The organism is Streptomyces sp. NPDC052114, assembly GCF_040680155.1.
Lineage (GTDB): Bacteria > Actinomycetota > Actinomycetes > Streptomycetales > Streptomycetaceae > Streptomyces.
The window spans coordinates 288,958-309,105 of record NZ_JBFAWC010000010.1; the positions used below are offsets into that span (position 1 = coordinate 288,958).

22 protein-coding genes are annotated in these 20,148 nt (G+C 74.0%); 16 read left to right on the plus strand and 6 right to left on the minus strand.

What is annotated here, in order from left to right:
* The first annotated feature begins 117 nt into the window (after positions 1-117).
* A complete protein-coding gene (gene glmM / locus AB0L89_RS23770) occupies positions 118-1,476 on the plus strand; it encodes a phosphoglucosamine mutase (RefSeq protein ID WP_365144090.1) in 1,359 nt (452 codons plus the stop codon).
* A gap of 3 nt (positions 1,477-1,479) precedes the next feature.
* Here the strand turns inward: glmM and AB0L89_RS23775 are convergent, their stop codons facing one another.
* Together AB0L89_RS23775 and coaA are read right to left on the minus strand one after the other, a co-directional pair.
* The gene (locus tag AB0L89_RS23775) at positions 1,480-2,433 is read right to left on the minus strand and encodes a DUF389 domain-containing protein (protein ID WP_365144093.1); all 954 of its coding nucleotides are present in this window, start codon (positions 2,431-2,433) and stop codon (positions 1,480-1,482) included.
* A 23-nt stretch (positions 2,434-2,456) separates the two neighbouring features.
* Positions 2,457-3,452 carry a type I pantothenate kinase gene (gene coaA / locus AB0L89_RS23780; RefSeq protein WP_365144293.1) on the minus strand — a complete coding sequence of 332 codons (996 nt, stop codon included), beginning with the start codon at positions 3,450-3,452 and terminating at the stop codon, positions 2,457-2,459.
* Positions 3,453-3,513: 61 nt separating this feature from the next.
* Here coaA and AB0L89_RS23785 point away from each other — a divergent pair, with 61 nt between their 5' ends.
* From AB0L89_RS23785 to AB0L89_RS23815, 7 genes are all read left to right on the plus strand, one after another.
* A complete protein-coding gene (locus AB0L89_RS23785) occupies positions 3,514-3,882 on the plus strand; it encodes a holo-ACP synthase (protein WP_365144096.1) in 369 nt (122 codons plus the stop codon).
* Positions 3,883-4,214: 332 nt separating this feature from the next.
* Complete coding sequence (locus AB0L89_RS23790) at positions 4,215-5,648, plus strand: NAD(P)H-hydrate dehydratase (RefSeq protein WP_365144099.1); 1,434 nt, start codon at positions 4,215-4,217, stop codon at positions 5,646-5,648.
* An 80-nt stretch (positions 5,649-5,728) separates the two neighbouring features.
* Complete coding sequence (locus tag AB0L89_RS23795) at positions 5,729-6,625, plus strand: L,D-transpeptidase family protein (RefSeq protein WP_365144102.1); 897 nt, start codon at positions 5,729-5,731, stop codon at positions 6,623-6,625.
* 59 nt (positions 6,626-6,684) lie between these two features.
* Positions 6,685-7,854: an alanine racemase gene (gene alr / locus AB0L89_RS23800; RefSeq protein WP_365144105.1), complete on the plus strand. Its 1,170-nt coding sequence runs from the start codon at positions 6,685-6,687 to the stop codon at positions 7,852-7,854.
* Positions 7,855-7,879: 25 nt separating this feature from the next.
* Entirely contained in the window at positions 7,880-9,079 is a 1,200-nt protein-coding gene (locus AB0L89_RS23805; RefSeq protein ID WP_365144108.1) for an alpha/beta hydrolase, read from the plus strand.
* A gap of 60 nt (positions 9,080-9,139) precedes the next feature.
* Entirely contained in the window at positions 9,140-9,652 is a 513-nt protein-coding gene (gene tsaE, locus AB0L89_RS23810; protein WP_365144111.1) for a tRNA (adenosine(37)-N6)-threonylcarbamoyltransferase complex ATPase subunit type 1 TsaE, read from the plus strand.
* Positions 9,653-9,811: 159 nt separating this feature from the next.
* Positions 9,812-10,087 carry a hypothetical protein gene (locus AB0L89_RS23815; RefSeq protein ID WP_365144114.1) on the plus strand — a complete coding sequence of 92 codons (276 nt, stop codon included), beginning with the start codon at positions 9,812-9,814 and terminating at the stop codon, positions 10,085-10,087.
* Between the two features lie 11 nt (positions 10,088-10,098).
* Here the strand turns inward: AB0L89_RS23815 and AB0L89_RS23820 are convergent, their stop codons facing one another.
* Positions 10,099-10,647 (minus strand): hypothetical protein, encoded by a 549-nt coding sequence (locus AB0L89_RS23820; protein ID WP_365144117.1) that lies wholly within the window; start codon positions 10,645-10,647, stop codon positions 10,099-10,101.
* 133 nt (positions 10,648-10,780) lie between these two features.
* On the opposite strand from AB0L89_RS23820, the gene tsaB reads away from it, so the two are divergent.
* The 4 genes from tsaB to AB0L89_RS23840 are packed head-to-tail and all read left to right on the plus strand — an operon-like array spanning position 10,781 to position 13,314.
* Positions 10,781-11,437, plus strand: a complete 657-nt coding sequence (gene tsaB, locus AB0L89_RS23825) for a tRNA (adenosine(37)-N6)-threonylcarbamoyltransferase complex dimerization subunit type 1 TsaB (RefSeq protein ID WP_365144120.1) — start codon at positions 10,781-10,783, stop codon at positions 11,435-11,437.
* A gap of 32 nt (positions 11,438-11,469) precedes the next feature.
* Positions 11,470-11,949, plus strand: coding sequence for a ribosomal protein S18-alanine N-acetyltransferase (gene rimI, locus AB0L89_RS23830; RefSeq protein ID WP_365144296.1), 480 nt, complete (start codon positions 11,470-11,472; stop codon positions 11,947-11,949).
* A complete protein-coding gene (gene tsaD, locus AB0L89_RS23835; RefSeq protein WP_365144123.1) occupies positions 11,942-13,060 on the plus strand; it encodes a tRNA (adenosine(37)-N6)-threonylcarbamoyltransferase complex transferase subunit TsaD in 1,119 nt (372 codons plus the stop codon). The genes rimI and tsaD overlap by 8 nt, the downstream gene beginning before the upstream one ends.
* Positions 13,057-13,314 carry a hypothetical protein gene (locus AB0L89_RS23840; protein ID WP_365144126.1) on the plus strand — a complete coding sequence of 86 codons (258 nt, stop codon included), beginning with the start codon at positions 13,057-13,059 and terminating at the stop codon, positions 13,312-13,314. Before tsaD ends, AB0L89_RS23840 begins: the two co-directional genes overlap by 4 nt.
* On the opposite strand, the gene AB0L89_RS23845 is transcribed toward AB0L89_RS23840, so the two are convergent.
* The gene (locus AB0L89_RS23845) at positions 13,311-14,741 is read right to left on the minus strand and encodes an MFS transporter (protein ID WP_365144129.1); all 1,431 of its coding nucleotides are present in this window, start codon (positions 14,739-14,741) and stop codon (positions 13,311-13,313) included. The two genes, AB0L89_RS23840 and AB0L89_RS23845, sit on opposite strands and share 4 nt — an antisense overlap.
* 106 nt (positions 14,742-14,847) lie before the next feature.
* Here AB0L89_RS23845 and AB0L89_RS23850 point away from each other — a divergent pair, with 106 nt between their 5' ends.
* A complete protein-coding gene (locus AB0L89_RS23850) occupies positions 14,848-15,423 on the plus strand; it encodes a TetR/AcrR family transcriptional regulator (RefSeq protein WP_365144132.1) in 576 nt (191 codons plus the stop codon).
* Between the two features lie 36 nt (positions 15,424-15,459).
* Here the strand turns inward: AB0L89_RS23850 and AB0L89_RS23855 are convergent, their stop codons facing one another.
* Both AB0L89_RS23855 and AB0L89_RS23860 read right to left on the minus strand, forming a co-directional pair.
* Positions 15,460-16,056 (minus strand): class I SAM-dependent methyltransferase, encoded by a 597-nt coding sequence (locus AB0L89_RS23855; RefSeq protein ID WP_365144135.1) that lies wholly within the window; start codon positions 16,054-16,056, stop codon positions 15,460-15,462.
* Positions 16,057-16,069: 13 nt separating this feature from the next.
* Positions 16,070-16,714 (minus strand): TetR/AcrR family transcriptional regulator, encoded by a 645-nt coding sequence (locus AB0L89_RS23860; RefSeq protein ID WP_365144299.1) that lies wholly within the window; start codon positions 16,712-16,714, stop codon positions 16,070-16,072.
* Positions 16,715-16,947: 233 nt separating this feature from the next.
* Between AB0L89_RS23860 and AB0L89_RS23865 the strand changes: the two genes are divergently transcribed.
* From AB0L89_RS23865 to AB0L89_RS23875, 3 genes are all read left to right on the plus strand, one after another.
* Positions 16,948-18,447, plus strand: coding sequence for an MFS transporter (locus AB0L89_RS23865; RefSeq protein ID WP_365144138.1), 1,500 nt, complete (start codon positions 16,948-16,950; stop codon positions 18,445-18,447).
* A 42-nt stretch (positions 18,448-18,489) separates the two neighbouring features.
* A complete protein-coding gene (locus tag AB0L89_RS23870) occupies positions 18,490-18,843 on the plus strand; it encodes a YciI family protein (protein ID WP_365144141.1) in 354 nt (117 codons plus the stop codon).
* 98 nt (positions 18,844-18,941) lie between these two features.
* Positions 18,942-20,147 (plus strand): sigma-70 family RNA polymerase sigma factor, encoded by a 1,206-nt coding sequence (locus tag AB0L89_RS23875; protein ID WP_365144302.1) that lies wholly within the window; start codon positions 18,942-18,944, stop codon positions 20,145-20,147.
* Position 20,148 lies beyond the last annotated feature (1 nt).

Sequence of the window (20,148 nt, forward strand, 5' to 3'; positions counted from 1 at the left end):
TTCGCCCCGGCGGCACGCACTGTGCTGTCGGGGCGTTCGTTTATCCGGAACCCCTGGGATCCTGGAACCCTCTTGCCCAGGGCGTAAGTGGTTTTCTTGAACGTTCGGAGGACAGCAGTGGGACGACTCTTCGGCACGGACGGCGTGCGCGGTGTCGCCAACGCGGATCTGACGGCCGAGCTCGCGCTCGGACTCTCCGTGGCGGCGGCTCACGTACTGGCCGAGGCGGGCACCTTCGAGGGCCATCGCGCGACGGCGGTCGTCGGCCGCGACCCGCGCGCGTCCGGGGAGTTCCTGGAGGCCGCGGTGGTCGCCGGCCTCGCGAGCGCGGGCGTGGACGTCCTGCGCGTCGGTGTGCTGCCCACCCCCGCGGTGGCCCATCTCACCGGTGCGCTGGGCGCCGACCTCGGTGTGATGCTCTCCGCCAGCCACAACGCCATGCCCGACAACGGCATCAAGTTCTTCGCCCGCGGCGGCCACAAGCTCGCCGACGAGCTGGAGGACCGCATCGAGTCCGTGTACGAGGAGCACCGCACCGGCGCTCCCTGGCAGCGGCCCACCGGGTCGGGTGTCGGCCGCGTCACGTCGTACGACCAGGGCCTGGACCAGTACATCGCGCACCTGCTCGGTGTGCTCCCCAACCGGCTCGACGGGCTGAAGATCGTCCTCGACGAGGCGCACGGCGCCGCCGCCCGCGTCTCGCCCGAGGCCTTCACGCGCGCCGGTGCCGAGATCATCACCATCGGGGCCCAGCCCGACGGCCTGAACATCAACGACGGCTGCGGCTCCACGCACCTGGAGCTCCTCAAGGAAGCCGTCGTCGAGCACCGGGCCGACTTCGGCATCGCGCACGACGGGGACGCGGACCGCTGCCTCGCCGTGGACCACACCGGCGCCGAGATCGACGGCGACCAGATCCTCGCCGTGCTCGCCCTCGCCATGCGGGAGCGCGGTGTGCTGCGGCACGACACCGTTGTCGCCACCGTCATGTCGAACCTCGGCTTCAAGCTCGCCATGGAGGCGCAGGGGCTCTCGCTCGTGCAGACCGCCGTCGGCGACCGGTACGTCCTGGAGTCGATGAAGGAGCACGGCTTCGCCCTCGGCGGCGAGCAGTCCGGGCACGTGATCGTCCTCGACCACGCGACCACGGGCGACGGCACGCTGACCGGCCTGCTCCTCGCGGCGCGGGTCGCCGAGACCGGCCGTACGCTCGCGGACCTCGCCGGGGTCATGGAGCGGCTGCCGCAGGTCCTCATCAACGTGCCGGACGTCGACAAGTCCCGCGTGAAGACCTCGGCCGAGCTGTCCGCCGCCGTCACCGACGCCGAGCGTGAGCTGGGCACCACCGGCCGCGTGCTGCTGCGCTCCTCGGGGACCGAGCCGCTCGTGCGGGTCATGGTCGAGGCCGCGGACATCGAGCAGGCGCGGTCCGTGGCGGGCCGCCTCGCCGACGTCGTGAAGTCCGCGCTGGGCTAGTTCCTACGGCCGGACGTGCCGCGTCCTCGCCGTACGCGCGCGCTGTCGGGCCCAGAAGAACTTCTGGGCCAGCAGCGTCGCCGTACCGGCGAGGACGATGCCGAGGAGGTTCAGCAGGAGCTGCTCGGTGGAGCCCCAGGCCTGGCGGTACTCGTCGTAGCTGAAGGCGACCGCCGCGTTCGCCGCCGCGGGGACCGTCGTCACGGAGATCGCGACGCCGACCAGGGCGCCCGACTTCGCCGAGGTCAGCGAGAGCGTGCCCGCGGTGCCCGCGAGGACCGCCACGACGAACGAGAACCAGTCGGGGCGGTAGATGAAGTTCGTGTTCGGGCGCTCCGACTTCAGGGCGTCGTCGCTGAACAGGTTCACCGCGTCCATGAAGAAGCTGAACCCCACCGTCATCACCATCGCCACCGCGAAGCCCACGAGCAGCGCGATCAGCGAGCGCAGGGCCAGCCGGGGCGCCCGCCGCACCAGGGACGTGCAGAAGCCCGCCAGCGGGCCGAACTCCGGGCCCACCGCCATCGCGCCCACGATCAGGATCGCGTTGTCGAGCACGACGCCGCAGGCCGCGATCATCGTGGCGAGCGTGAGGAACGCGACGTAGGTGACCGAGAGCGTCGACTCCTCGTGGGTCGCCTCGGTCAGCTGCTCCCACAGGACCGCGTCCGCGCCCTCGCCGGGGGCCTCGTCCTCCGCCTTGTCCGCGCGCAGCGACAGCGACAGGTCGATGTTCTCCAGCGCGATGGAGCCGCACTTGTCGATCTCCAGCGCGCGCAGGCCGCCGAGCAGTTCGTCGCCGGCCTCCCGCGCGACGTCGCACATGACGACGTCGCCCGCCGGGTTGCGGGCGGCGCCGGGGACCACCGCGAGGTGCGTGGCGCCGACCGTCTTCTCGATCAGGCGCACCACGTCGTCCGTCTTGTCGGCGGGGGTGATGAGGCGCAGATGCAGCATGGGGGCAGGGCCTTCCGGGTGGCTTACAGCTTGCGCAGGCTCAGGCGTTGCACCTTGTGGTCCGGGCCCTTGCGTACGACGAGGGTGGCACGGCCGCGGGTGGGGGCCACGTTCTCCACGAGGTTCGGCTTGTTGATGGTCCGCCAGGTGGTGCGGGCGTAGTCGAGGGCCTCTTCCTCCGAGACCTGGGTGTACTTGCGGAAGTACGAGGACGGGTTCTGGAACGCCGTGTCGCGCAGCTTCTTGAAGCGGTTCAGGTACCAGCGCTCGATGTCCTCGGTGCGGGCGTCCACGTACACGCTGAAGTCGAAGTAGTCCGCGAGGCCCACGCGGGTGCGGCCGTCCTTGCCGGGGAGCGCGGGCTGGAGCACGTTCAGGCCCTCGACGATGAGGATGTCGGGGCGACGGACCGTCAGGCGCTGGTTCTGGACGATGTCGTAGATCAGGTGCGAGTAGACGGGGGCGGTGACCTCGTCCTTGCCCGCCTTGATGTCCGCGACGAAGCGGGTGAGGGCGCGGCGGTCGTACGACTCGGGGAAGCCCTTGCGGGACATCAGGCCGCGGGCCTCCAGCTCCTTGGTGGGCAGGAGGAAGCCGTCCGTGGTGACGAGCTCCACGCGGGGGTGTTCCGGCCAGCGGGAGAGCAGGGCCTGGAGGAGGCGGGCGACGGTCGACTTGCCGACGGCCACGGAGCCGGCGACTCCTATGACGAAGGGGGTGCCCGACTGGGAGCCCTTCTCGCCGAGGAACGTGTTGAGGGCGCCGCGCAGGCCGTCCGTCGCGCCCACGTAGAGGTTCAGGAGGCGGGACAGCGGCAGGTAGATGTCGCGGACCTCGTCCAGGTCGATGACGTCGCCGAGGCCGCGGAGCTTCTCCAGCTCCTCGGCGGTCAGCGGCAGGGGAGTCTTGGCGCGCAGCGCGCTCCACTCCGTGCGGGTGAGGTCGACGTAGGGAGTCGCCTCCGGCTTGTGCCGGTGGGCGCTCCGCGGAGCCTTGGTGGGCTCGGAGACCGAAGAGATCACAGTCCATTGTTACGGCTGTTTGAACGGGGCGGAGGGTGGGGTGTGTCACGCTGACCCGGTGATTATTGGGGTTGGCATCGATGTCGCGGAGATCGACCGGTTCGGCGCGGCGCTGGAGCGGACGCCCGGCATGGCCGAACGGCTGTTCGTGGACGGTGAGTTGCTGCTGCCGAGCGGGGAGCGGCGGGGGGTCGCCTCGCTGGCGGCGCGGTTCGCGGCGAAGGAGGCACTCGCGAAGGCGCTGGGCGCGCCGGCGGGGCTTCGCTGGACGGACGCGGAGGTGTACGTGGAGGACAGCGGGCAGCCGAGGGTGCGGGTGCGGGGGACGGTGGCGGAACGGGCGTCGGCGCTGGGGGTGCGCTCGTGGCACGTCTCGCTCAGCCATGACGCGGGGGTGGCTTCGGCGGTGGTGGTGGCGGAGGCGTGAGGGTTCTGGCGGGGCGCCTTGGGTGGGCGTCTGCGCCTCTTGTCCGTCTGTGGGGCGGGGCCGCGGGGGTATGTGCGTACTCGCCATCCCTGCGCCGCGCCTCAAGTCCAAAGACGCCATCGCCCGCTCAGTGCTCCGTTCGCACATACCCCCACGTCCCCTCGGGCCGTGGGGCGCCTGCGGGCCGGTGGGGGCCGCTCCCGCTGTGGGCAGGCGTTCCGCAAGGCGGAACGGGTGGGCACAGCCCACGGTGCCGGGTGGCGGGAAGTGTGGCTCCAGCCCCGGCGCAGCCGGACCGTGCCGGGGAACTGTGCGCGGGGGAGACTAGGGGGATGCGGAGTGCGTACAGGGTGGACAGCGTTCGGGCGGCCGAGCGGGAGTTGATGGCCCAGGGGCCCGCCGACGCGTTGATGCGGCACGCCGCCGCAGGCCTCGCCACGGAGTGCGCACAGCTCCTCGGCAAGGTGTACGGATCGAGGGTCGCACTCCTGGTCGGCAGCGGCGACAACGGCGGCGACGCCCTGTACGCCGGCGCCCGCCTGGCCCGGCGGGGCGCAGGGGTGAGCGCCGTGCTCCTGGCCCCGGACCGCGCCCACCCCGGCGGCCTCGCCGCGCTCCGGGCCGCGGGCGGCCTGGTCGTGGCGAGCGACGACGCGCGCGCGGAAGGGCTCGTGTCACGGGCGCGGCTCGTCGTCGACGGGATCGTCGGCATCGGAGGACGCGGCGGACTCCGCGAGCCCGCCGCCCGCCTCGTCGCCGCCGCCAGGCCGGACGCCCTGGTCGTCGCCGTCGACCTCCCCAGCGGCGTCGACGCCGACACCGGCGAGGTGCACGGCGCCGCGGTGCGCGCCGATGTGACGGTGACCTTCGGTACGTACAAGCCGGGCCTGATGATCGATCCCGCCCGGGAGCACGCGGGCGCCGTGCGGCTCGTCGACATCGGGCTGCGCCTCGACGCCGGCGAGCGGGCAGCGGAGGCCCTGCACTTCGAGGACGTGGCGCGGCTGCTGCCCACACCCGGCGGCGAGAGCGACAAGTACCGGCGCGGCGTCGTCGGCATCGTGGCCGGCTCCGCCCGCTACCCGGGCGCCGCCGTGCTCGCCGTCGCGGGCGCCCTGCGCGGCGGCGCGGGCGCCGTGCGGTACGTGGGCCCCGCAGCGGACGCCGTCATCGCCCGGTTCCCCGAGGCCCTGGTGTCCGCCGGGCCCCCGGCGAGGGCGGGCCGCGTCCAGGCCTGGGTCGCGGGGCCTGGCCTGGGCGACGACGCCGACCGCCTCGCGGACGTGCTCGCGGCCGACGTCCCCGTGCTGATCGACGCCGACGGACTGCGGCTCGCGGGCGAGGCGGCCGTACGGGCCAGGACCGCGCCCACCCTGCTCACCCCGCACGCGGGCGAGGCCGCCGCGCTGCTCGGCGTCGCCCGCGCCGAGGTCGAGGCGGGACGGCTCGCCGCCGTACGGGAGCTGGCGGGGCGGTACGGCGCGACCGTGCTGCTCAAGGGGTCCACCACGCTGGTCGGCTCGGCCGCGGGCGCCGTACGCGTCAATCCCACCGGGACGCCCTGGCTCGCCACCGCGGGCAGCGGCGACGTGCTGTCCGGGCTCGCCGGATCCCTGCTGGCGGCGGGGCTCGACGCGCGTGACGCGGGGTCCGTCGCCGCGTATCTGCACGGGCTCGCCGGACGCCTCGCGGCGGACGGGGCCCCCGTGGGGGCGCAGGACGTGGCCGACGCGCTGCCCGCCGCCTGGCGGGACGTCCGCCGCTGAGCCGGTGCGGAGGCGGCCCTTCGAGTGACGCCTCCGCGCGGCTGACCGCCGCACGGCACCGGGCCGGGTTCGCTCATCACATGATCAGTAAGACAGCCCGGCGCGGAATCCCCGTGCTGCTCGCCCTCGCCGCCGTCCTGCCGGCCGTCCCCGCGTCCGCGGACCCCGTGCCGCCGCGGCCCGCGGCCCCCGGGACCGCCGCGCTGGTCCCCGGCCTCCCGGCGCCCGCGCCCCACCCGTGGCAGCTCGACACCCCCGACCAGGCGCTGGCGCCGCACGTGTACACACCGAGCGCCGCCGAGGACGCGATCGAGCCCATGGACGCGCCGGACTCCGCCGACGAGCTCGTCGAGTACGTGCCGCCGAGCGAGGTCGCCACCAAGGCCGCGCCCGCCTGCACCAAGCGGACCGGTCCCTACCAGCGGCAGATCGAGCGCTGGCTGAAGCGCGAGGTGGACGGCCGGCAGTCCGCGGCCGACTGCCGGGCGATCCGGGCGTTCCAGCGCAAGGAGGGGATCCGGCCCGCGATCGGGTTCGCCGGGCCGGTGACCTGGGCCCGGATGCGGCTGATCACGGCCCGCAAGAACCCGAACGCCGCGAAGCGGTGCCCCACGCGCGCGTACCGCCTCGCCTGCGTCGACCTGTCACGTCAGGTGATGTGGGTGCAGAAGGGCGAGAAGGTGCTGCTCGGGCCCGTGCCCATCCGTACCGGACGCGCCGGCTACCGGACCCGCACCGGCTGGCACAAGGTCTACTGGAAGCACAAGAACCACTGGTCGTCGCTGTACGACACCCCCATGCCGTACAGCCAGTTCTTCAACGGCGGCCAGGCGTTCCACGCCATCTACGGCAACGTGTACGGCCCGCCCGGCTCGCGCGGCTGCGTGAACATGCGGGTCGCCGACGCCCGCGCGCTGTGGAAGACCCTCTTCAAGGGCGACCGCGTCTACGTGTGGGGCCGCAAGCCGGGCACCTGAGGCCCGGCCCGACCCGTGGGAGCGGGGGCTGTCGGCGCCCTCTGAGACACTTGTCCGCGATGAACGAGACAGCCCCTTTCCGTGTCCGCGCCGAGATCGACCTCGCCGCCCTGCGCGCCAACGTGCGCTCGCTGCGCGCCCATGCGCCGGATGCCGCGTTCATGGCCGTGGTGAAGGCGGACGCGTACGGCCACGGAATGGTGCCCTGCGCCCGTGCCGCCCGCCAGGCCGGCGCCACCTGGATCGGCACCGCCACGCCCGAGGAGGCCCTGGCCGTGCGCGCCGCGGGCCTGCCCGGCCGGATCATGTGCTGGCTGTGGACGCCGGGCGGCCCCTGGCGCGAGGGCATCGAGGCCGACCTGGACATGTCGGTGAGCGCGCTGTGGGCGCTGCGCGAGGTGACGGACGCCGCCCGCGCGGCCGGGCGCCCCGCCCGCATCCAGCTCAAGGCCGACACGGGCCTGGGGCGGAACGGCTGCCTGCCCGCCGACTGGCCCGAGCTGATCGCCGAGTCCCTGCGCGCCGAGGCCGACGGACTGGTGAAGGTCACCGGCCTCTGGTCGCACTTCGCGTGCGCCGACGAGCCGGGCCACCCCTCGATCGCCGCGCAGCTCACGGTCTTCCGCGAGATGGTGGCGTACGCCGAGGAGCGGGGGATACGCCCCGAGGTGCGGCACATCGCCAACTCCCCGGGCACGCTCACGCTCCCGGAGACCCACTTCGACCTGGTCCGCCCCGGCATCGCGATGTACGGCGTCTCGCCGAGCCCCGAGGTCGGCGCCCCGCAGGACTTCGGGCTGCGGCCCGTCATGACGCTCTCCGCGTCGCTCGCCCATGTGAAGCACGCCCCGGGGGGGCACGGCGTCAGTTACGGGCATCACTACATCACCCCCGGCGAGACGACCCTCGGGCTCGTCCCCGCCGGGTACGGCGACGGCATCCCGCGCCAGGCGTCCGGCACGGGCCCGGTCCTCATCGACGGCAAGTGGCGGACCGTCGCGGGCCGCGTCGCGATGGACCAGTTCGTCGTCGACCTCGGCGGGGACGAGCCCGAGGTCGGCGCGGAGGCGGTGCTGTTCGGTCCTGGCGACCGCGGCGAGCCGACCGCCGAGGACTGGGCGCAGGCCGCGGGCACCATCGCGTACGAGATCATCACCCGCATCGGATCGCGCGTCCCGCGCGTCTATGTGAACGAGCGACCCGGAGTGGACGAGCAGCCGGACGACTGATCGGTGAACTGACGAGGAGCGGCACGTGAGCGAGACCAGCACGGGGGCGGCCGCGGCGGAAGCGGTGACACGGGCCGCCGCCGCGACCGGGAACTGGCGCCGGGCCGGGGTGGCGGGCGCCGCGATAGGAGTGATCGCCGCGGGCGCGGCGGCCGGTGTCGCCATCGAGCGGCTCACGGTCGGCCGCGGCATGCGCAAGAAGGCGCGGCTCGCGCTCGACGCCTCGGGGCCCTACGGCTCCCTGCGCGGCATGCCCGGCACGGCGTACGCGGACGACGGCACCGAGCTGAGCTACGAGGTCGAGGAGGTCGAGGCGGACAGCGCCCAGGCCCCGCGCCGGCGCCGCCTCTTCGGCCGCCGCTCGCCCGCGCCGGTCACCGTCGTCTTCAGCCACGGCTACTGCCTGAACCAGGACTCCTGGCACTTCCAGCGCGCCGCCCTGCGCGGCGTCGTCCGCGCCGTCTACTGGGACCAGCGCAGCCACGGCCGTTCGGGGCGCGGTGTCGAGCAGGCCGACCGGAAGGCGCCGGTCTCCATCGACCAGCTGGGGCGCGACCTGAAGGCCGTCATCGACGCCGCGGCGCCCGAGGGCCCGCTCATCCTCGTCGGGCACTCCATGGGCGGCATGACGACCATGGCCCTCGCCGACCACTTCCCCGAGCTGATCCGTGAGCGCGTCGTGGGCGTCGCCCTGGTGGGTACGTCGTCGGGGCGCCTCGGCGAGGTGAACTTCGGCCTCCCGGTGGCCGGGATGAACGCGGTCCGGCGGGTGCTGCCCGGCGTCCTGCGGGCGCTGGGCTCGCAGGCCGAGCTGGTGGAGCGGGGGCGGCGGGCCACCGCGGACCTCTTCGCGGGCGTCATCAAGCGCTACTCGTTCTCGCGCAAGGACGTGGATCCGGCCGTCGCGCGGTTCGCGGAGCGGATGATCGAGGCGACGCCGATCGACGTGGTCGCCGAGTTCTATCCGGCCTTCGCCGAGCACGAGAAGGCGGAGGCGCTCAAGCACTTCGCCGAGCTGCCGGTGCTCGTGCTGGCCGGCGACAAGGACCTGGTCACGCCGAGCGAGCACAGCGAGGCGATCGCCGACCGGCTACCGGACGCCGAGCTGGTCCTGGTGCCGGACGCCGGGCACCTGGTCATGCTGGAGCACCCCGAAGTGGTCACGGACCGGCTCGCGGACCTGCTGGTGCGGGCCGTGGAGGAGGCGCGCAGCGCGGCCCTGTGAGGCCCGCGGCCGTCGTCGGGTGGGCCGGAGCGCCCGCCCGCAGGGGCTACCGTGGGCGGTATGGAAGCACCGCACCACCAGGCCCCCGCCCACACGCTCAAGATCACCGTCAACTCCCCCGGGCAGATGGGTGAGTTGGGCCGCCGCCTGGCCAAACTGCTGCGCCCCGGCGACCTCGTCATGCTCACCGGTGAGCTCGGCGCCGGCAAGACGACCCTGACCCGCGGCCTCGGCGAGGGCCTCGACGTGCGGGGCGCCGTCACCTCGCCGACCTTCGTCATCGCCCGTGTGCACCCGCCGCTGGGCGCGGGTCCCGCGCTGGTGCACGTCGACGCGTACCGCCTGGGCGGCGGGCTCGACGAGATGGAGGACCTGGACCTCGACGTGTCCCTGCCCGACTCGGTGATCGTCGTGGAGTGGGGCGACGGCAAGGTCGAGGAGCTCTCGGACGACCGGCTGCACGTCGTCATCGACCGGGCCGTGGGCGACACGACGGACGAGGTGCGCGAGGTGACGCTGACCGCGCTCGGCGCGCGCTGGGCCGACGCGGATCTGGCCTCGCTCGCGGCCTGAGACCACCGCGTCACCGGCGGTTCTCGTACGTTCGCCCGAACGTTCCGACAAGACGTCGGGAAAATGTTGCGCTGTGCGCGCCGCACGTGGTCACATGGGTTACGGGTCTTGGTTAGGTCTACCTAACCACGTCTGCTCCCGAAGTCCCAGGAGGCATCCATGTCGGCTTCAGAACGTGACGCACAGCCGCGGCAGCGCGGGCTGCGGGGACCGTCGGGTGCGCTGGCCCCCACGCGCCTGTCCATGAGCGATCTGCTGGCGTCGTGCGCCGCGGCGAGCGCGGTCTCCACGCCTCCGCGCGACACTCCTCCGCGCGACACGCCTGCGCGTACCGCGCCTGCGTGCGACGCCGCCGTGCGCGACGCGCCTGCGTACGACACCCGCGCGTGCGACACGCCTCCGCACGACCCGGCGCCCGCAGGGGGGCACTCCTGAGGGTGACGTCCCTACGGAACGACGACGACCTTCTGGCTGATCCCCGCGAACTCCCACATCGCGTTGCCGTGCGCGCGTGACTCGCGGATGCCGCCCGTCTTCTTCTCCGGGTCCGGCTTCGGCGTCGAGCCGTCGACCGCGGCGCTGAAGCCGACCGTGATCCCGTCGACGGTCGTGAACCGCACGACGTGCTCGATCGGCACGCCGTCCGTGCCGGTGACCGTCCCGGAACGCGAGCTGACCCGGTAGGTGCCCGGCGCGGGATCCACCGTGCCCGGCGTGACCTGGTACGTGAGCTGCGCCTTCCCGGACTCCTCGACCAGCCAGACGCGGTCGTCGCCCAGGGAGTACACGACCCGCTTGCCCGTCCCGGACTCCGCGGGGACCGCCGTCGGGTTCTTCTTGTCCTTGGGGGAGCGCGCAGAGGCCGAGGGCGACGTGTCGGGGCGCTTGCCCAGGTCGTCCGGCACGCTGGCCGAGGCCTGATAGGCGAGGAAACCGACCGCGGCGACCGCGGCGGCGGTGAGCCCGGCCACGAATCCCGAGCTGCTCCTTGACACCTTGCGCCACCCACCTCTTCGTACTGCGTACGGCTACGGAGTGACGGTAGCAGCAGCCGCGCCCCTTCCCCGGGCAGCCGCACCCCATGCCGGTACGGCCGTGCGCGGCGCGCCGGAGCCGTAGGCTGTTCGCGTGCTCTTGCTCGCTCTGGATACCGCCACGCCCGCCGTCACCGTCGCCCTCCACGACGGCTCCTCCGTCATCGCGGAGTCGAGCCAGGTGGACGCCCGGCGCCACGGGGAACTGCTGCTCCCGGCCGTCGACCGTGTGCTCGCCGACGCCGGACTGAGACTCGACGCCGTCACCGGCATCGTCGTCGGCGTGGGCCCCGGCCCCTACACCGGCCTGCGCGTCGGCCTGATGACCGCCGACACGTTCGGCCTCGCGCTCGGCGTCCCCGTGCACGGGGTGTGCACGCTGGACGGCCTCGCGTACGCCTCCGGCATCGAGTCGGGACCCTTCGTCGTGGCCACCGACGCCCGGCGCAAGGAGGTCTACTGGGCGCGCTACGACGACGTGCGCACCCGCGCGAGCGGGCCCGCCGTGGACCGTCCCGCGGACATCGCCGCCGAGGTCGCGGGCCTGCCCGCGGTCGGCGCCGGCGCGCTGCTCTACCCCGACACCTTCCCCGACGCCCGCGCCCCCGAGCACGTCTCGGCGGCGGCGCTCGCGTCGCTGGCCGCCGCGAAGCTGGCCGCGGGCGAGGAGCTCCTGGAGCCACGGCCGCTGTACCTGCGCAGGCCGGACGCGCAGGTGCCCAAGAACTACAAGGTGGTCACCCCCAAGTGACCCAGGTGACCGCGGCCGCCGTGCTGCGCGAGATGCGCTGGTGGGACATCGACCCGGTGTTCGCCCTGGAGAAGGGGCTCTTCCCGGACGACGCCTGGTCGCGCGGGATGTTCTGGTCCGAGCTCGCCCACGCGCGCGGGCCGCAGGCCACCCGCCGCTATGTGGTGGCCATGGACGGCGACCGCCTGGTCGGGTACGCGGGGCTCGCCGCCTCCGGGGACCTCGCCGACGTCCAGACCATCGCCGTGGCCCGCGACCACTGGGGCACCGGCCTCGGGGCCCGGCTCCTCACCGACCTGCTGCGGGCCGCGAGCGCCTTCGAGTGCGCCGAGGTGATGCTGGAAGTGCGGGTCGACAACACGCGGGCCCAGAAGCTGTACGAGCGCTTCGGCTTCGAGCCCATCGGCTTCAGGCGCGGCTACTACCAGCCGGGCAATGTGGACGCCCTGGTCATGCGCCTCACCGACCCCTCCACTTCCGTATCCGTACAAGGAACCGAGATTCATGGCTGACTCGCGCGACGAACCCCTCGTCCTCGGCATCGAGACCTCCTGCGACGAGACCGGCGTCGGCATCGTCCGCGGCACCACCCTGCTCGCCGACGCCGTCGCCTCCAGCGTCGACGAGCACGCCCGCTTCGGCGGCGTCGTGCCCGAGGTCGCCTCCCGCGCCCACCTGGAGGCGATGGTCCCCACGATCGACCGCGCCCTGAAGGAAGCGGGCGTGAGCGCGAAGGACCTCGACGGCATCGCCGTGACGGCGGGCCCCGGGCTCGCGGGCGCGCTGCTCGTCGGGGTCTCGGCCGCCAAGGCGTACGCGTACGCGCTCGGCAAGCCGCTGTACGGCGTCAACCACCTCGCCTCGCACATCTGCGTGGACCAGCTGGAGCACGGGCCGCTGCCCGAGCCGACCATGGCGCTGCTGGTGTCGGGCGGTCACTCCTCGCTGCTCCTGTCCGCCGACATCACCTCGGACGTGCGGCCGCTCGGCGCGACCATCGACGACGCGGCGGGCGAGGCCTTCGACAAGATCGCGCGGGTGCTGAACCTCGGCTTTCCCGGCGGTCCCGTCATCGACCGCTACGCGCGCGAGGGCGACCCGAACGCGATTTCCTTCCCGCGCGGGCTCACCGGGCCGCGCGACCCGGCGTACGACTTCTCCTTCTCCGGTCTGAAGACGTCCGTCGCGCGCTGGATCGAGGCGAAGCGGGCCGCGGGCGAGGAGGTGCCGGTGCGGGACGTGTCGGCGTCCTTCCAGGAGGCGGTCGTCGACGTGCTGACCCGCAAGGCCGTGCGGGCCTGCAAGGACGAGGGCGTCGACCACCTCATGATCGGCGGTGGCGTGGCCGCCAACTCGCGGCTGCGGGCGCTCGCGCAGGAGCGGTGCGAGAAGGCCGGGATCCGGCTGCGCGTGCCGCGTCCCAAGCTGTGCACGGACAACGGCGCGATGGTCGCCGCGCTCGGCGCCGAGATGGTGGCGCGCAACCGGTCCGCCTCGTCCTGGGACCTGTCGGCGGACTCGTCGCTGCCGGTGACGGAGCCGCACGTGCCGGGGCACGGTCATGGCCACGGCCACGATCACGACCACGTGCACGAGATCAGCAAGGAGAACCTCTACTCGTGAGCGTCGCGCTGATGTGGGAGGCCCGCGCCGTCGAGGGGCGCGGGCAGGAGCTGCTCGACTGGGCGCGGGCGCAGCGGCTCTCCGCCGAGCCGCTGCGGCGCGAGACCTTCCGGGCGCCGCAGGACCGGGTCCTCGTCATCACCTGGTGGGACGCCGCGTTCGACGCCGCACTGCCCGAGCTGGCCGAGCCCGCGCCGGACCTGGTCACGCGGGCGGTCCACCGCTGGCGCTTCGAGCCGGTCGAGGCGGGCTAGGGCGTCTGATCCGGTGCACTCCGCACCGGCTCGCCGGGCGCATCGGAGTGCCCGGCGGGCGCGCGGCCGGGGCCCGGCGGCGCGGGCGTCGGCCGGGACGTCACCAGCCACAGGCCGGTGCACAGCGCGGCGGCCAGGGTGACGGCTCCGGCCACGGTGAAGGCGCTGTCGAGGCCGTCCTCGAAGGAGGCGCCGCCGGACTGCCGGGCGCGGACCACGGCCCCGAGCACCGCCACACCGAGCACCGCGCCGATCTGCCGCGTGGTGCTGCTGATGCCCGAGGCGAGGCCGCCCTCCCGCGGGTCGACCGCCTGGATGGCGGCGCCGGTCAGCGGGGACATGGCCAGGGCGAAGCCGACGCCGACCGTGGCGAGCCGCCACCACACGGCGGCGTAACCGGTGTCGGCGTGCACCCCGCCCAGCGTGAGGAGCCCGAGCCCGGCCAGGGCCAGGCCGCCGGTGACGACGGACCGGTAGCCGTACGCGGCGGCGAGGCGGCCCGCGAAGGGGCTGACGACGACCATGGCGAGGGTCATGGGCAGGGTCTGCAGTCCGGCCCGCAGGATCGAGCTGCCCTGGACGTACACGAAGAACTGCGAGAAGAAGAACGACGAGCCCATGAGCGCGAACCCCACCACGACCATGGCGGAGTTGGAGACGGTGAACAGCCGTCGGCGGAACAGGCCCGGCGGCAGCATCGGCGCGGGGTGACGCCGCTCGACGGCGACGAACGCGGCGAGGAGGACGGCCGCGGCGGCGAAGCCGCCGAGGATCACCGGTGAGGTCCAGCCGCGCGCGCCGCCCTCGATCAGGGCGTAGGACAGGGTGCCGACCCCGAGGACGGACAGGATCGTGCCCGGGATGTCGAGGGCGCGGGCGTCCGGGTTGCGGGACTCGGCCAGGACGCGTCGGCCGGCCACCAGCAGGACCACGCCGATGGGCACGTTGACCAGGAAGATCGCGGGCCAGCCGAACGCCTGCGTCAGGGCGCCGCCGGCCACGGGCCCGGCGGCCAGGCCGATGCCGCTGAGCCCTGCCCACAGCCCGATCGCCCTGACCCGTTCCTGCGGGGCGGGATGCGCGGCCACCAGGAGCGCGAGCGAGGCGGGGCTCAGGGCCGCGGCCCCGATCCCTTGCAGTACCCGCCCGGCCACCAGCCAGCCGACCGAGGGGGCGACGCTGCACAGCACGGACGCGGCGGTGAACACCGCGACACCGCTCAGGTACACGCGCTTGCGGCCGAAGCGGTCGGCGAAGACCCCGCCGGACAGCAGCAGCATGGCGACCAGCAGGACGTAGGCGTCCACGATCCACTGCAGGCCGGTCAGGTCCGCGCCCAGGCGGTCCTGCATGTCGGGCAGTGCCGCGCCGACGATCGTGTTGTCGAGCAGCACCATGAACTGCCCCAGGCAGGTCACTACGAGCATGACGTCCTTCCCCCTGCGCCTAAAAGCAGCCAGCGGCTGCGTTAAGCGAGACCGTAGAGCAGTCGGGTGCACAAACGCAAGTGCGGGCTGCTTTAAGGTGGGAGGCATGGACGAGCAACAGCGCACCCGGCGGCCCGGCGGAAGGAGCGCCCGCGTCGGCGCGGCGGTGCATCAGGCCGTCACCGACCTGGTGGGCGAACGCGGGTACGGGGGCTTCACCGTCAGCGAGGTCGCGGCCCGCGCGGGAGTCGCCGACACCACCGTCTATCGGCGTTGGGGCAGCCTCGAAGAGCTGCTCACCGATGTGACGCTGACCCGCCTCAACGCGCGGTCGCCGATGCCCGACACCGGGGACCTGGTCGGCGACCTGCGCACCTACGCGGCCGCCGTGGCCCGCGAGATCACCGGACCCGACGGTCTGGCCGTGCTCCGCCTGGCCGTCGCCCTGTCCGGCTCCGGCTCCGGACCCGAGGGCCTGCGCCTGCGCGACGGCTTCCTCGCCGAACGCGCACGGCAGATGGAGTCCATGCTCGACCGGGCGCGCGAGCGCGGGGAGCCGGCCCCCGACGCGCTGGCCGTCCTCGACCACGTCATGGCCCCGATGTACATCCGCGTCCTGTTCGGCGCGGGCCCGCTCACCCCGGAGTACGTGGACGGCCTGGTCGACCGTCTGCTCCGGTGACGGCCGGGCGGCCGGATCCGCCCCGGCGGCGGGGTGTCAGGTCCCCAGCGGCCTGCGGTACGTCAGCAGATAGCGCCAGAAGAGCAGGTGGCGCACGGTCGCGCCGGGCAGGAGGCGGGGTGCCTCGGCACGGACCTGCGGCAGGCGCATGTCCGGCTGCCGCACGGGAGCCTTGAGCGGGGGCGGGTACGCGCCGCGCAGCCGCTCCGAGGCGTACACCGTCACCCGGGCCACCGCGTTGGCCGGGGACGCCACGACGTCCCACGGGGTCGTCCCCGCGTAGCAGCCGAGGACGAGCAGGGTGCCGCCGGGGGCGAGGGCGGCGCGCAGTCGCGTCAGCGTGTCGAACGGCATGTGGTGCAGGCTCGCCAGGCACGTGATGACGTCGTAGTGCCCCGCGGGCAGGTCCTCCCGGGTCACGTCCGCCACGCGGTAGCGGGGGCCGCCGCCGGCCGCCTCGGCCTCGGCGACGACCTCGGTCGACGGGTCGAGCGCGTCGACCTCGTAGCCCCGGGCCGCGAGCGCGCGGGCGAACCGGCCGGTGCCGCAGCCGATGTCGAGGGCGGTGCGGCCGTGCGGCGGCAGCTTCCGCAGGAGCAGCCGGTGGTAGTGGTCGTTGTGGTCGAAGGGCATGCGGGGGAGCCTGTCACATCCCCTCGGGCCGGTCCGGGCGTGCGGTCCGGGCGAGCAACCCGTCGATGACCGCGCCCAGTTGGCCGGGCGGGTCGTAGTCCTCGGTCAGCTCGGCCCACTGGCCTGCCAGCGCCGCCAGGTGGGGGAGTTCGGCGGCGTCCGCGTCCGTGAGCAGGTCGGGGAAGTACCGCTTGCGCTCCGGGTCGGCGGCGCGGCGCTCCATCGCGCGGCGGAAGGCCAGGTCGCCGTAGACGCAGTGCCAGATGGTCCGGTACGCGCGGACGGCCTCCGCCGGCGTCATGCCGCGGCGGACGCAGGTGCCGATGATCTCCTCGACCATCCACAGGGCGCCCCGGTCGGTCAGGTCGCCGAGGCTGAGCACCTCGACCACCCACGGCATCCGCAGCAGCGTCGCGTGCATGTGCAGGGCGACGGTGAGCAGGCGCTCGCGCGGGTCGGCGGGCAGGTCGGGGCGGGGGAGCGTGTCGGCCGTGCCGGAGAGCGTGAGCATCAGGAGGTCGTCCTTGTCGCGCACGTGGTGGTAGAGCGCCATCGGCGTGGTGCCGACCTCCTTGGCCACCCGGCGCATGCTCAGCCCGGCCAGGCCCTCCTCCTGGAGGATCCGGCGCGCGGCGGCGGCGATGGCCTCCGGCTCGATGCGGCGGGGGCGTCCGACGCCCCGCTTCTTCCCGCCGCGCCCGGCCGCGCTCCCCGCCGCCTTGTCCGCGGCCTCCGTCCGCGCCGGTTCCCCCGCCGGCGCCCCGGCCGCTTCCTGTGCTGCTTCCTCTGCTGCCACGACGTCCATTGTCGCGCCCCTGGTCGCGGCCTTCCGCCGGGGGAGCCTGCGATCGTGCGTGCAATTTCCGTACGCCGTACAGTAATGTGCCCCGCATGGTGAACTCCAAAGCCACGCAAGGGAATCTGCTGTTGCCGGTGCTGCTCACCGTGCAGTTCCTCGTCTCCCTCGACATGTCCGTCGTCAACATCGCCCTGCCCGACATGGGCGACGACCTCGGCTTCGCCGCCGACTCGCTGCTCTGGGTCGTCAACGCCTACGCGCTCGCCTTCGGCGGCCTGCTCATGCTCGGCGGGCGCCTCGCCGACCTGGTGGGACGGCGGCGCACCCTCGTGTGGGGGTTCGTCGTCTTCGGCGCCGCGAGCCTCGCGGGCGGACTCGCCCTGACGCCGGGGCAGCTCATAGCGGCGCGGGCCGTGCAGGGCGCGGGCGCGGCGGCGCTCGCCCCGGTCGCGCTCGCCCTGATCACCGTCAACTACGCGGCGGGGCCCGCCCGTTTGCGCGCCCTCGGGCTGTGGGGCGTCGCCGGGGCGCTCGGCGGCGCGGTCGGGATCATGGCGGGCGGCCTGCTCACCGACTGGGTCGGCTGGCGCTCCGTGATGCTGGTCAACGTCCCCGTGGTGATCGGCGCGCTGCTCGCCGCGCGCCGCGGGGTGCCCGCCGACCGCCGCACGGGCCCCGCGCCCCGCCTCGACGTGACCGGCGCCCTGCTCGTCACGGCCGGCACGGCGGTGCTCGTGCTCGGCCTCGTGCGCACGGAGACGTACGGCTGGGCATCGGGCACCACGCTGGGCACGCTCGCCCTCGCCCTCGTCCTGCTCGCCGCCTTCGTCGCCGTCGAGGCCCGCAAGCGCGCCCCGTTGCTGCGCCTCGGCCTGCTCGGCACCGCCCACCGGCCGGTGCTCTCCGCGAACGTCTTCGCGCTCCTGATGTCCTCGGGGCAGTTCGCCGCCTTCTACTTCACCTCGCTCCACCTCCAGCAGGTCATGGAGTACGGGCCGACGGCGGCCGGCGCCGCGTTCCTGCCGTTCTGCGCGGGCGTCGTGGCCGGGTCGACGGTGGCGACGAAGGCCGTGGGGCGCCTCGGCGCGCGGACGCTGCTCGTGGCGGGCGGGCTGCTCGGCGCCGCCGGGTTCGGGTGGTTCGCGCTGACCGCCGGGGCGGACGGCACGTTCCTCGGCTCGATCCTGGGTCCGTCCCTGGTCGCCAGTGTCGGCATCGGCATGTGCTTCGTGCCGCTGGGCACGGCGGCGACCGACGGCGTCGCCCCCGAGGAGACCGGCATGGCCTCCGGGCTGCTCAACAGCTCGCGCCAGCTCGGCGGCTCGCTGGGCCTCGCGGTCCTGGTCACCGTCGCGGCGAGCGCCACGGGCGCCGGGCGGGACCGGGCCGCCCTCGCCGAGGGCCACGCGGCGGCCTTCGCGGTCTCCGCGGGGCTCCTGGTGGCGGCCGCGCTGGCCACCGCGGTGCTCCACGGCCGCCGAACGCCCGCCCCGACACCGCCGCGACCTGCGGAAACGTACTCCCCGGAAGAAAGTTCAAAGAATTTCGGCGACGATGTCGAAACGGGCGTCTCCCGTTCGACGCAGGGGTGAGAGGCGAGGAGAAGCCCCGCCGCCACCCGCTGGGAGACCACCATGCCGCGCTACATGACGCTGATCCGCATCGACGAGAACAACGCGCCCGAGGGCGGCCCGAGCCCCGAGCTCCAGGAGCGCATGGGCGCGCTGCTCGAAGAGATCACCAAGGCCGGGGTGATGCTCGACACCGCGGGCCTGCGCCCGACCGCCGAGGGCGCCCGTGTGACCTGGGACAAGGGTGAACTGTCCGTCACCGACGGCCCGTTCACCGAGACCAAGGAGGTCATCGGCGGCTACTCCATCTGCCAGGCCAAGGACATGGCCGAGGCCGTCGAGTGGACCAAGCGGTTCCTGAAGACCCACGAGGACTACTGGACGATCACCGCCGAGGTCCGGGAGATCGAGGGCTGATCCCCCGCCTTTGCGGCCGTGGCGCCGGGGTGCTCTGATGGGTGGCCGTGAGCCACCTTCCGGAGCACCCCCGCCGCACCGTGGAGACCGTCTTCCGCATGGAGGCGCCGCGCATCATCGCCGGTGTCGCGCGGATCGTACGGGACGTCGGCATCGCCGAGGAACTGGCGCAGGACGCCCTGGTGGCCGCCCTCGAACAGTGGCCCGAGCAGGGCGTCCCCGACAACCCGGGCGCCTGGCTCATGACCACCGCCCGGCGCCGCGCCGTCGACCTGGTCCGGCGCCGCGAGCGCTACGCGAGCAAGCTGGCCGAGATGGGCCGCGACCTGGAGTCCGCGCCGCCCCACCTGGACGAGCCCGCCGACCCCGACGCCATCGACGACGACCTCCTGCGCCTCGTCTTCACCGCCTGCCACCCGGTGCTCTCCACGGAGGCCCGCGTGGCGCTCACCCTGCGCCTGCTCGGCGGCCTGACCACCGCGGAGATCGCCCGCGCCGTGCTCACGCCCGAGCCGACCGTGGCGCAGCGGATCTCGCGGGCCAAGCGCACCCTCGCCGCCAGGGCCGTCGCCTTCGAGGTCCCCTACGGCCCCGACCGCGAGGCCCGCCTCGGCTCGGTCCTTGAGGTCATCTACCTCATCTTCAACGAGGGGTACGCCGCCACGGCGGGCGACGACTGGCTGCGCCCTGCGCTGTGCGAGGACGCCCTCCGGCTCGCCCGGGTGCTCGCGGGACTCATGCCCAAGGAACCCGAAGTGCACGGACTGGCCGCCCTGTTGGAGCTCCAGGCATCGCGCTCGGCCGCCCGCACGGGCCCGTCCGGCGAGCCCGTGCTGCTCAAGGACCAGAACCGCACCCGCTGGAACCAGATGCTGATCCGGCGCGGATTCGCCGCGCTCGCGCGCGCCCAGGCCACGGCGAGCGGCCCCCTCGGCCCGTACGCCCTACAGGCCGCGATCGCCGCCTGCCACGCCCACGCGCACACGTACGAGGAGACCGACTGGCACCAGATCGCCGCCCTCTACGACCTGCTCGCGGCCCGCGCACCCTCGCCGGTCGTCGAGCTGAACCGCGCGGTCGCGGTCGCGATGGCGCGGGGCCCCGAGGCGGGCCTGGCCCTGGTCGACGCGCTCGCCGCCGAACCGGCCCTGAAGGACTACCACTTGCTGCCCAGCGTGCGGGGCGACCTGCTCACCCGCCTCGGCCGTCGGGCCGAGGCGCGCGCGGAGTTCGAACGGGCGGCGGCGCTGGCGCGGAACGAGCGGGAGCGGGAACTGCTGCGGGCGCGGGCGGACGACTGCTGAG